This window comes from Bacillus cereus group sp. BcHK124 (assembly GCF_027712065.1).
Lineage (GTDB): Bacteria > Bacillota > Bacilli > Bacillales > Bacillaceae_G > Bacillus_A > Bacillus_A pacificus.
The window spans coordinates 47,143-58,413 of record NZ_JAQFPJ010000012.1; the positions used below are offsets into that span (position 1 = coordinate 47,143).

Consider the following 11,271-nt stretch of genomic DNA (forward strand, 5'->3'; position numbering starts at 1 on the left):
GCCTGTATTTTTTTGTGTTAAACAAACGTTTGTCCAGTTATGATAATATAAAAAGAAAGAATGATATAAATGGTGGTGAATGGGTTCGTGGAGGCATGGATTTTTGAAATAATGCGGGCAGTTGGACGTTTTTTCTTACACCCTGCTGTCTATGTATTTTTAATAAGTAGTATCTTCGTTGGATACTTACGTATGTTACGAGAACGAAAAGATTTTTCTTTTAAAGTTTATGATATTTGGTTTGAACTGCGAACATCTTTATTGGCGGGAGTTAAATACGGATTAATCGTATCTATCATTACGATTGGGCTCGGACTTGTTGTTTCTAAGGCGAGCTTATGGGCCATTTTACTTTGGACGTTACTATTTGGATTAACTGCTATGTATCGATATTTATCAGCGGCTTATACGTTTAGTATCGCGATTGTATGTGTTCTATTATCTTCTAAGCTACCAGTTTCTTTCTTACAGCTTGGAGAAGGTGAAGAGAATACAATCGTATCCCTTGCTATTTTGCTAGGCATCATGCTCGTTGTAGAGGGCTTGTTGATTTCTAAAAATGCAGTAGGATATTCGACGCCGAAGATTAGGAAGGGGAAGCGCGGATTAAAGATTGGTTTACACGAATCAAAGCGTTTATGGATCGTTCCTATTTTTATTCTTGTACCAGGTGACGCAGTAACGCAGTTTATTTCATGGTGGCCTGTCGTTTCAATCGGTTCTGATACATATTCTTTATTCCTCGTTCCATTTTTAATTGGATTTATGAGAAGGATTAGAAGTTATGAGCCGACGGAAGCTTTATTATTTACAGGAAGACGTGTGTACGGATTAGCAGGACTTGTGCTTGTTTTAGGAATCGCAAGTTATTGGTGGCACGTACTTGCCATTATTGCAATGGGCGTTGCAATGCTTGGACGTTTTACAATTTCCATGCAAGAGAAAATTGCGGATGAAACAAGACCAGCGTACTTCGCTGCACGTAATGATGGACTCGTTGTACTAGATACAATTCCAAATACAATTGGAGCAGAGCTGAATTTACTGCCTGGAGAAATGATTACGAAAGTAAATGGAGTCATTCCAAGAAGTGCTGAGGAATTTTATGATGCGCTTCAAACGAAGACGACAGGAGCATTTTGTAAATTAGAAGTATTAGATACAAATGGAGAGCTTCGTCTTGCTCAAACGGCATTATACGCTGGTGGACATCACGAATTAGGTATTGTGTTTGTTCAGCAGGAGCATGAGTGGGATTCGGAAGCGATGTAATAGAAGAAAAGGTATCACCTTGTGGTGATGCCTTTTTTGTGTAAGATGGGCGGTAGTTATAGTACATGAAATTTATATCGGCGATTATCGGAATATATCAGCGCAACTTGAGATATATCGGCGATTATTGAAATATATCAGCGATTATCCAAATATATCGACTTTCCGGCAAAAAACGACAACTATCGCAAACCTCATTTTAGTTTCATAGTCGAATCACTTGAATAATTATTTGATAATGGTTATCATTTAGGGAGTCTTTTTAATTTTGGAAAATGGAGGGAAGATATGCTACGTAAATTTTTTTCTTACTATAAACCGTATAAAGGTTTATTTATACTCGACTTTTCTTGTGCAGTCGTCGCAGGATTACTAGAACTTGGCTTCCCGCTTATCGTAAATCAATTTATTGATAAGTTATTGCCAGGGCAAAACTGGACGCTTATTTTATGGGCTTGTTTCGGTTTACTTGCAGTGTATATGTTAAATGCAGGTTTACAATATGTCGTTACATACTGGGGACATATGCTTGGTGTTAACATTGAAACAGATATGAGACAGAAATTATTTGATCATATTCAAAAGCTATCATTCAGATTTTTTGACAATAATAAAACAGGTCATTTAATTTCACGTCTTACGAACGATTTAATGGAAATTGGGGAAATTGCTCACCATGGGCCAGAAGATTTATTTATCGCTGTAATGACTTTAGTTGGGGCATTCTCATTTATGATGATGATCAACTGGAAGTTAGCGCTATTAACGTTCTTCGTCATTCCATTCCTATTATGGTTAGCACTTTACTTCAACAAAAAAATGACAGGTACGTTTAGACGTTTATTCTCAGACGTTGCTGATTTCAATGCATGTATTGAGAATAACGTTGGTGGTATTCGCGTTGTACAAGCATTCGGAAATGAAAAGTTTGAGAAAGAGCAATTTGCTGTGAACAACGCTCGTTTCCGTACAACGAAATTAATGGCGTATAAAATTATGGCGTTAAATTCATCGATTAGTTATATGCTCATGCGCCTCGTAACGCTCTTCGTCTTAATATGCGGTACATGGTTTGTTCTGCAAGGTGAATTAACGTACGGTGGATTTATCGGATTCGTTCTATTAACGAATATTTTCTTCCGCCCAATTGAAAAAATTAATGCGGTAATCGAAAGTTATCCGAAAGGGATTGCCGGTTTTAAGAGGTATGTAGAGCTTCTTGAAACAGAGCCAGATATTGTGGACTCTAAAGATGCGATGGAAGTGAAACATGTACACGGTGATATTCAATATAACAACATTACGTTCGGATATGAAAATAAAGAACCGATTTTAAATGATATTAGTTTGAAAATACATGCAGGTGAAACAGTTGCGTTCGTTGGACCATCTGGAGCTGGAAAAACGACGTTATGTAGCTTATTACCACGTTTTTATGAGCAATCATCTGGATCCATTCAAATTGATGGTATTGATACGAAAGACATGACGTTATCTTCACTTCGTAAGCAAATTGGAATTGTGCAGCAAGACGTGTTCCTATTCTCTGGAACGATTCGTGAAAATATTGCTTACGGAAATTTAAAGGCGTCAGAAGCTGAAATTTGGCAGGCAGTAAAAAGTGCGCAATTAGAAGACTTAATTTACTCACAACGAGACGGTTTAGATACCGTTATTGGTGAGCGCGGTGTGAAACTTTCAGGTGGACAGAAACAACGTCTAGCAATTGCTCGTATGTTCTTGAAAAACCCGCCAATTTTAATATTAGATGAAGCGACTTCCGCATTAGACACAGAGACGGAACTTGCGATTCAAAAATCACTTGCTGAACTATCTGTCGGTCGTACAACGTTAGTTATCGCTCATAGACTGGCAACGATTAAAAATGCAGATCGCATCGTCGTTGTAAATAAAGATGGTATTGCAGAACAAGGTTCACATGATGAATTAATTGAGCAAGGCGGGGGATACAGTAGGTTATACGAAGCTCAGTTTAGTTCGTAAATATAATTTGTACGGAATTAGTGCACCATAAGTAGGTAAAAATCTCATATGGGAGGTAATAAAGTATGATTGTAACAACAACGTCTACAATTCAAGGAAAAGAAATTATTGAGTATATCGATATCGTCAATGGAGAAGCGATTATGGGTGCGAATATCGTTCGTGACCTCTTCGCCTCTGTCCGTGACGTTGTCGGTGGTCGTGCTGGCGCTTATGAAAGTAAATTAAAAGAAGCGCGCGACATCGCAATGGAAGAAATGAAAACTTTCGCAAGACAAAAAAATGCGAATGCAATTGTTGGTATCGACGTGGATTATGAAGTGGTTCGCGAAGGGATGCTAATGGTTGCGGTCAGCGGGACTGCTGTCCGTATCTGAAGTAAAAAGCCGTGCTGATGCACGGCTTTTTGTATGCTATGTCGAAGATTCAATATTTCTTGGGAAATGCGGAAGGTCCCGTCGATATATAGGGAAGACATTAGAGTGCTCCTTTACATTTCCGGATTTCAATTAATAATGTTTCGTATTCTTGTTCGAGAGATTTAATGTCATCGTGATGATTTGGTATGGAAATTCGGCCGATGATTTCTGTTAATTTTGTTTGTAATCGTAACAATTCTTGTTCGGTAACGTTTACAGAATCCTCGGTTGTTCTCTTGGTGTATTGCTCGTAATTACCGTGGAATACTCTAGGTTCACTCTCGTCTACTTGTAGAATATGGTCTGCCACAGAGCGAATAAAGGCACGGTCATGGCTAATAAAAAGTATAGTGCCAGGATATTCTTGTAACATGCTTTCTAATTCTTCTTGTGTTGCTAAGTCTAAATAGTTTGTCGGTTCATCAAGCAGAAGCATATTATAGTTTCCTAAAAATACTTTTGCGAGTGCAACCTTCATTCGCTCGCCCCCGCTTAGAACGTGCACAGGTTTATGAACATCTTCACGGCGGAATAGAAGCCGTGCAAGTATTGTGCGAACGAACGACTCTGTATAGTTTGTTTCTTCTAGCACATTTTCTAAAATGGTTTTATCCGTTTTTAAAATGGATAGTGTTTGTTCAAAGTACCCAATCTTACAACTTTTCGAAAGCTGAATGCCACGCTCGTTTGCAAGAAGCATGTTGAACAGGGTCGTTTTTCCACTTCCGTTTGCCCCTAAAATAGCAAGCTTTGCACCAGGGACAATCGTTCCGTTCATATTTTTGAATAGTGTGCGGTCATCTATTTTCTTTGTTGCTTTATTAAACTGTAATGCCACTTTACTATGAATGGGTGTATGGTATTGCACGTCAAACTGAGCTTGAGAAAGATCCTTTGGCTTTTCCTTCTTTTCTAGTTTTTCAAGACGTGTTTCTAATGCTTTCGCTGCTTTACTAACCTGTTCTTGGCCATGAGCCCCACTTAATTTATACAGTTTAGATTCAGATGAACTGAACCGTGTTGGGATTTTTGTCATGCTAGAAGCACGTTGCTTTTTTTGTAAAATGGACTGCTCTAAACGATTTTTTTCTTGTACATATTGCTCATATTCTGCTTGTTTTTGTATTCGCTCACGTTCTTTTTGCTTGCGATAGTTTGAATAATTACCTTTATACTCTTGAATAGTGCCGTCTTCGATTTCGATGATTTTTGTACATATTGCATCTAAAAAGTCACGATCATGTGATATTAAAACAAGTGCCCCTTTATAAGATAAAAGTGCCTTTTCTAATTGTTCTGTACCGGTCATATCTAAGTGGCTTGTTGGTTCATCAGCGAATAAAATGCCTGCATTCTGTTCAAGAGCGTGGGCAATCTTTAGACGCATTCGTTCACCGCCGCTCATTGAATCTGTAACGTTTGAAATGCACCATTTTCCTTTTGCGAGAGAAGAAGCGGTTTCTGGTAGTTCTTCGCTAAGCTGAGGAATGATGCTGATAGAACTATGATGAGTTACTATGCCTTTGTCAGCTTCTATTTCTTTACTTAATATTTGTAATAACGTAGATTTACCAGCACCGTTGACTCCGACAATTCCTATGCGATCCTGTGATTGAATTTCCAGTGATGGTAACGTAAATAGTGTACGATCACCAAAGCTTTTTTCAATATTACGTGCGAATAAAATAGTCATAAAAAAACCTCCCTAGTTTCACTAGAGAGGATAAATGTCGTCCTTGCATGTAAAAATCGTACATAAATAAACGATTTTTCACATGATCGTTTCGAAAGAAAGTATCGACAAATGGACAGACTAATCCTCTGCTAGTTTTCATCATTTTTGTTCACTATTTGTGATGGATGAAATAAATAAGAGAATTAGAACTTCATTGGTCAAAGTACCTTCCTTTCATAATATTACTTTTATTGTATGCGCATACAAATGAGTTTGTCAAACTTATTTCAGCTTGTGATTTTTGAATTCGTTATTATAAATTTGTGCTTTCGCTAGCGCCTCAGCATCATTTTGAATTTCATTTAATCCATTCGCATCCCCAATAATATAACCTTCAAATGATGAACCAACAAAATCAAAGATGTATTGGAACTGGGAGATAAGCGGTAATGCTTTTAGTTTCGGATTATCGCCGCCAACGATAACAACGTACATTTTTTTGCCTTTCATTTTTTCTTTGAAATGAAGGGATGTATCACGCAAGCTTTGTGACCAGCGATCGATGAAGTTTTTCATATGACCACTCATCCCGTACCAATATAATGGTGTAGCAAAGATAATTGTGTCGTGCTCTAACATGCGCTTCGTTAACTGCTCGTAGTCATCATCTACAGGTTGGAATCCTCCTGCATCATGACGCTGATCTGTAATAGGATAGACTGTGTGATCACGTAAATAAATTTGTTCTGTTTCAATTCCATCAATCATCATATGTGTTAAAGCTTCCGTATTTCCATTTTGTCTTGAACTGCCGTGTATAACAAACATGTAATCATTCCTTTTCTTTTGCTTTTTTTAGGAGTGAAACGTGTTTTTGCAAATTCGTTTGAATATTGGAAAGCAATGAAATTTGCTTTGTTACTTCATTAAGTTTATCTTCATAAAGCGTAAGGATGCTGCTGCACGGATTGTCGTATAAGTGCGGTTCAATTTCAAGGCAGCGCAGCATCCTTGCCGTCTCTTCTAAATTTAAGCCAATTTGTAAGTACATTTGAATAAGCTCCACTTTTTCGATGGCACTTTCGTCAAAATCACGATAGCCATTTGCGAGGCGCTTCGAAGGGAGTAATCCCTTTTCTTCGTAATGTCTTAGTGATCTTTCGCTAACGCCAGTTTCTTTTGATAACTCCCCAATTCGCAATGCGTTTCACTCCTTTTACATGTATTGTAAACCTTCACACTAATGTGAAGGTCAAATCTGTTTTTTCGCAAAGTAATCTACATGATTTAAAAACACTTGAATAGCTTTAGACGGAATAAAATATTTGCCGCGCACGATGGAGAATGGACGGATGAGTTGTTCATTTGGAATTTCGACGTGGAATAGTTCTTTTGCCAGTAGCTCTTTCCGTACAGTCCAATCAGAAAGTATAGCGATGCCAAGCCCGGCAGCGACAGCTTCCTTTACGCTTTGGATACTACTAAAGGTAAAGAATCGTTTCATTTTTAAATGGTGTTGATGAATAAAGCGATCGCTATAAGCACGTGTTCCGGAACCACTTTCTCTTAATACCCACACTTGATCTTGGAGTGTCCTTTCATTCACTTCCTTTGTGTCGAGCAGTGGATGATTTGGCGGGACGACGAGTTTCATTTCATCTTGCATAAATGTTTCAACGTCAACGTCGGCGTATACGACTTGCCCTTCCACTAAGCCGATATCAATTTGATTAGATCGAAGACTTTGCAAAACGTCTTCTGTATTTGAGATAAAGGTATGGACTTCGACGCGTGGATTTTCATTGGCATAATTAGCTAATATTTTCGGGAGTAAGTATTCGCCAATTGTAAAACTAGCACCGATGCGAAGTGTTCCTGTTACAACGTTATGTAGCTCGTTAATTTCTTGCTTAGCGTCTTCGTAAAGAGAGAGTATTTGCTTTGCATGTATATATAAAATGTTTCCGGCCTCGGTCACTTGAACGTGCTTCGGGGATCGCTGAATGAGTGTAGTTCCAAATTCGTTTTCTAAGTTGCGAATGTGCATACTTACGCCAGGCTGTGAAAGGTTTAATAATTCTGCTGCACGAGAGAAGTGTTTCTGTTCAACAACCGTAACAAAAATTTTTAAAATGTCTACGTTCATATCATCTGCTCCTTTCTTTTTCTATCATCTTATCATAAGTATTTCTGATGATAGAGATTTGGTATTGGTATTAAACTTATTATAGAAACTCTCTTATAATGTAAGTAGAAAGAACATGCATGTTCCAATACGATTATTGGAGTGGTTCAAAGTGGAACAAACACTTGTTATACAAAAGAAGAAGCGTTTTGGATTTTCGCAAGGGATTGGGATTACATTATTAATCGCAATTGTGGCGAAATATTTAGCGGAGCTTCCATTTTTAAATATTATGGGACAATTAGTAATTGCTATTCTAATTGGGATGGTTTGGCGTGCGGCAATTGGAGTTCCTCATGATGCGATTGCAGGAACGAATTTCGCGAGTAAGAAATTACTTCGCTTCGGGATCATCTTACTTGGAATGCGATTAAATCTTGTTGATATTGCGAAGGCGGGACCGAAAGTATTGGTTATCGCTGCGGTTGTTATTACATTTACAATTTTCGTTGTATATGGACTAACGAAAGTATTTAAGGTAGAAAAGAAACTTGGGATTCTAACAGCATGTGGAACAGCAATTTGCGGCGCGGCAGCGGTCGTGGCAATTGCGCCGCAAGTGAAAGCAAAAGATGATGAAACGGCAGTTGGGGCTGCAATCATTGCGATTTTAGGTACAATATTTACTCTTATTTATACGTTATTATATCCAGTACTTGGCCTATCTCCATACGGTTACGGTGTATTCTCAGGGGCCACGCTGCATGAAATCGCTCATGTCATCGCAGCTGCGGCGCCAGGAGGAAGCGCGGCTGTAGACATCGCAGTTATCGTGAAGTTAACGCGCGTTGCAATGCTTGTACCAGTAGCGGTTTTAATTGGATTATGGTTTGGTAAGAGTGAAGGAAGCAGGGAAAAAAGATCATGGCGCGACCTTCCAATTCCGTGGTTCATTTTCGGATTTTTAGCGATGAGTGCAGTGCATTCGCTCGGGATTATTCCAGAAGTTGTTGCGGGATATATTGTAGTCATCGCTTATATGCTTATCGCAATGGCGATGGCGGGGCTTGGTTTAAATGTAGAGTTTAAAACGTTCCGTAAGTTAGGAAGCAAAGCATTCGTGGCAGGGCTAATTGGCTCGGTTTGCTTATCGGTGCTTGGATATGTTCTTGTATATGCGTTAGGATTTATGTAGTAAAGGAGAGAGCTGTTCCCGAAGGTATATTTGGGGGCAGCTTTTTCTTATGTTTACCTTGCTACGAATGTCGGTATTTGTCGGTAAGTCGATATATTCGAAAAATCGCTGATATAAATGGAGTTGCACTGATATATTTGGGAAATCGCCGATATAATTTCAGTTGCGCTGATATATTTGAAAAATCGCTGATATAAATTGAATTACTTTTGTACTTTGTTAGAGTAGATGTTTAATGAGACGTTTTTCTAAAATTTGTAAAGATATCTTTACTTGTATTTGGAAAATATTCATAATTAAAGTAAAGATATCTTTACTTTTGAAGGTGGAGCCTATGGGTGTAAAAAATAAAATTAAAGAATTAAGAAAGCAACATCATATAACGCAAGTTGAAATGGCAAAGGCGATGCAGGTGACACGGCAGACAATCGTGGCGATTGAAAACCATCATTACAACCCGAGTCTAGAGTTATCCTTAAAAATCGCCAAATATTTTGGAGTGAAGGTGGAAGAAATATTTACGCTGGAGTTATGACAAGCTTCGTGTTCTTATTCATTATGTATCTTTGTGTAAATAAATATTTAGACAGGCCAGTAGTACATGTAAATGAGTTATTATATATTGCTATTTTTGGTCTATTAATAAGTATGGCATCGACGAGCGTGTTAGCAACAAGGAATAGATAGAAAAAGGGGAACTGGGATGGGATTACCGGTATTATGTGTCGCTACAGCTATTTTTGCTTTGTTTTGGGGAATGCAGAACTTCTCTCATAATCCAGTGCCGAGTATTTGTATTATGCTTGGTACTGTAGGTTTATCGTATTATTTATTAGTTTCAGCTCATTATCATAAAACAGCAACGAGCGTTGTTGTCGGAGCACTTATTTTATTTTGTGGTCGTGCTGTGCAAAAGGGGTTATTTCCGTAAAGGCTGTTTATACGAAGCGTATAAACAGCCTTTTGTATTTTTTTTACAAAACACTTGAAAGTTACGTAACGTCATCTTTTATAATGAAGGAGAAGAGGTGATGATAGTGATTTCAATTCAACAATTGACGAAAGAAACAGGGATAACAGTACGCACATTACGTTATTATGATCAAATAGATTTATTAAAGCCGAGTGGTAAAACAGAGGGTGGACATCGGTTATATAGTGAAGCGGACGTTATTCGTTTGCAACAAATTTTATTTTTAAAGGAAATGGGATTTTCGTTAAAAGAAACTGCGAATATGTTAGTAAAAGGTGAGTTGGATTTAAAGAATTCTCTTGAAAAACAACTTCGATTTGTACAGGAAGAACAAAAGAAATTTAATCGAATGGAGCGTGTTTTACAAGCGGTTGTTTATTCGGTAGATGTAGAGGGAGAGCTCGATTGGAAAGTTATGTTTGAATTAATTCAGCTTTCGAAACAGTCTTCTCGTATACGTGAAATATTTCAAAATGAAGTGTTTTCAAAGGAAGAACAAAAATTGCTTCAGAATTTGCCGAATATGAGTGAAGAAGATCCGAATGTTTTAGAGTGGGTAGATTTATTAAAGCAATTTCGCACTTTTATGAAAGATGGTAAAGAAGCTGCAAATGATGAGGTACAAGGGGCAACGAAGAGATTAATGCAGAAGTGTTTAGAAATGGCTAATGGTGACGAAGCGTTTTTAGATAAGTTATGGGAAGTTAGAAAATCGAAAGAAGATTCCCAGAAAATGAGCATGTATCCAATCGAAGAAGAACTTTTATTATATATGGATGAAGCTTTTCGTATATATGATGAAAAGGAGAAGGATAAATGAGTATACTTGCAGAATATCGTTGGTATTTTTTAATTGGGGCAGAGATTGTATTTTGGTTATCAGCTATCGGTTTCTTTTTACTCCGTTACGGATTCCGTTTGAAAAAGGCGAGTTTTATTATGGGGATTGTACTACTCATAAATGAAGTGTTTATTTTAACTTTAGGAGTAGTGGATTACTATCAAACAGGAAAGTTCTCTAACTTTCAAATTATTACGGTAATCATTTTATTGTATGCAGTCTTTTACGGGAAAAAGGATTTGAAGAAGCTTGATATATTTGCGCAAAAGCTAGTTGCCAAATGGCGAAATGAGCCGGCGCCTATTATAGAAGAACAGGTAGAATTAACAGGTATGGCTTATGCGAAGCAGGAAATAAAAAATTGGGTATTGCACCTTAGTTTGTTTGTTGTTGTGCATATTTTCTTTTTCTTTCTGTACGGTCTTGCTCCGGTTGAACAATGGCGTAATTGGTTAGAAACGGGAATTGTTTTAAATAAAGCAGCGAGTCGGGTTAGCCAAGTTTGGGCGATTATACTTTTAGTGGATGCAGCTATTTCATTTTCATATGTTCTTTTTCCGAAGAAGGAGAAAGGGAACAAGAAGCTACTTTCTTAGGGGAAGTAGCTTTTTAGTATGCCAATAGTTTCGTATAGGAGAGGATGACAGTAGGAAAAAGAGCTGATTTTAAATGAAGTGGAATCTTAATCAGTGTGGTGCTTACTGTTTGTTCATGCGGAAGAAGATTTGATAAGGAAGGAAGTGTACTCTCCTTCCTTTTTCTATATA

The 11,271-nt window shown here is 37.8% G+C and carries 12 protein-coding genes and 1 pseudogene; 9 read left to right on the plus strand and 4 right to left on the minus strand.

The features are described 5' to 3' along the window. The first annotated feature begins 69 nt into the window (after positions 1-69). From PDK19_RS17795 to PDK19_RS17805, 3 genes are all read left to right on the plus strand, one after another. Complete coding sequence (locus PDK19_RS17795) at positions 70-1,272, plus strand: PDZ domain-containing protein (protein ID WP_053090663.1); 1,203 nt, start codon at positions 70-72, stop codon at positions 1,270-1,272. A gap of 288 nt (positions 1,273-1,560) precedes the next feature. Continuing rightward, complete coding sequence (locus PDK19_RS17800) at positions 1,561-3,276, plus strand: ABC transporter ATP-binding protein (RefSeq protein ID WP_000944623.1); 1,716 nt, start codon at positions 1,561-1,563, stop codon at positions 3,274-3,276. A 65-nt stretch (positions 3,277-3,341) separates the two neighbouring features. Then, positions 3,342-3,653: a heavy metal-binding domain-containing protein gene (locus PDK19_RS17805; RefSeq protein ID WP_000637523.1), complete on the plus strand. Its 312-nt coding sequence runs from the start codon at positions 3,342-3,344 to the stop codon at positions 3,651-3,653. 100 nt (positions 3,654-3,753) lie between these two features. Here the strand turns inward: PDK19_RS17805 and abc-f are convergent, their stop codons facing one another. The 4 genes from abc-f to PDK19_RS17825 all read right to left on the minus strand — a co-directional run bounded on the left by abc-f (position 3,754) and on the right by PDK19_RS17825 (position 7,516). Continuing rightward, complete coding sequence (gene abc-f / locus PDK19_RS17810; protein WP_074567477.1) at positions 3,754-5,388, minus strand: ribosomal protection-like ABC-F family protein; 1,635 nt, start codon at positions 5,386-5,388, stop codon at positions 3,754-3,756. Between the two features lie 264 nt (positions 5,389-5,652). Continuing rightward, positions 5,653-6,198: a flavodoxin family protein gene (locus PDK19_RS17815; protein WP_000497604.1), complete on the minus strand. Its 546-nt coding sequence runs from the start codon at positions 6,196-6,198 to the stop codon at positions 5,653-5,655. A gap of 4 nt (positions 6,199-6,202) precedes the next feature. Next, entirely contained in the window at positions 6,203-6,571 is a 369-nt protein-coding gene (locus tag PDK19_RS17820; RefSeq protein WP_001219200.1) for a MerR family transcriptional regulator, read from the minus strand. A gap of 51 nt (positions 6,572-6,622) precedes the next feature. After that, positions 6,623-7,516 carry a LysR family transcriptional regulator gene (locus PDK19_RS17825; RefSeq protein ID WP_270707757.1) on the minus strand — a complete coding sequence of 298 codons (894 nt, stop codon included), beginning with the start codon at positions 7,514-7,516 and terminating at the stop codon, positions 6,623-6,625. A gap of 151 nt (positions 7,517-7,667) precedes the next feature. Between PDK19_RS17825 and PDK19_RS17830 the strand changes: the two genes are divergently transcribed. The 6 genes and pseudogenes from PDK19_RS17830 to PDK19_RS17855 all read left to right on the plus strand — a co-directional run bounded on the left by PDK19_RS17830 (position 7,668) and on the right by PDK19_RS17855 (position 11,100). Then, positions 7,668-8,690 carry a YeiH family protein gene (locus PDK19_RS17830; RefSeq protein ID WP_000438448.1) on the plus strand — a complete coding sequence of 341 codons (1,023 nt, stop codon included), beginning with the start codon at positions 7,668-7,670 and terminating at the stop codon, positions 8,688-8,690. Between the two features lie 334 nt (positions 8,691-9,024). Further along, complete coding sequence (locus tag PDK19_RS17835; protein ID WP_000538360.1) at positions 9,025-9,225, plus strand: helix-turn-helix transcriptional regulator; 201 nt, start codon at positions 9,025-9,027, stop codon at positions 9,223-9,225. Continuing rightward, positions 9,213-9,377 (plus strand): annotated as a pseudogene (locus PDK19_RS17840) (ATPase); the annotation flags it as partial. The gene PDK19_RS17835 and the pseudogene PDK19_RS17840, both read left to right, overlap by 13 nt. 16 nt (positions 9,378-9,393) lie before the next feature. Next, on the plus strand, positions 9,394-9,621 hold the full coding sequence (locus PDK19_RS17845; protein WP_000524119.1) for a hypothetical protein: 228 nt from the start codon (positions 9,394-9,396) through the stop codon (positions 9,619-9,621). Positions 9,622-9,721: 100 nt separating this feature from the next. After that, positions 9,722-10,483 carry a MerR family transcriptional regulator gene (locus PDK19_RS17850; RefSeq protein WP_000635520.1) on the plus strand — a complete coding sequence of 254 codons (762 nt, stop codon included), beginning with the start codon at positions 9,722-9,724 and terminating at the stop codon, positions 10,481-10,483. Beyond that, a complete protein-coding gene (locus tag PDK19_RS17855; RefSeq protein WP_262721452.1) occupies positions 10,480-11,100 on the plus strand; it encodes a hypothetical protein in 621 nt (206 codons plus the stop codon). The genes PDK19_RS17850 and PDK19_RS17855 overlap by 4 nt, the downstream gene beginning before the upstream one ends. The last annotated feature ends 171 nt before the right edge of the window (positions 11,101-11,271 follow it).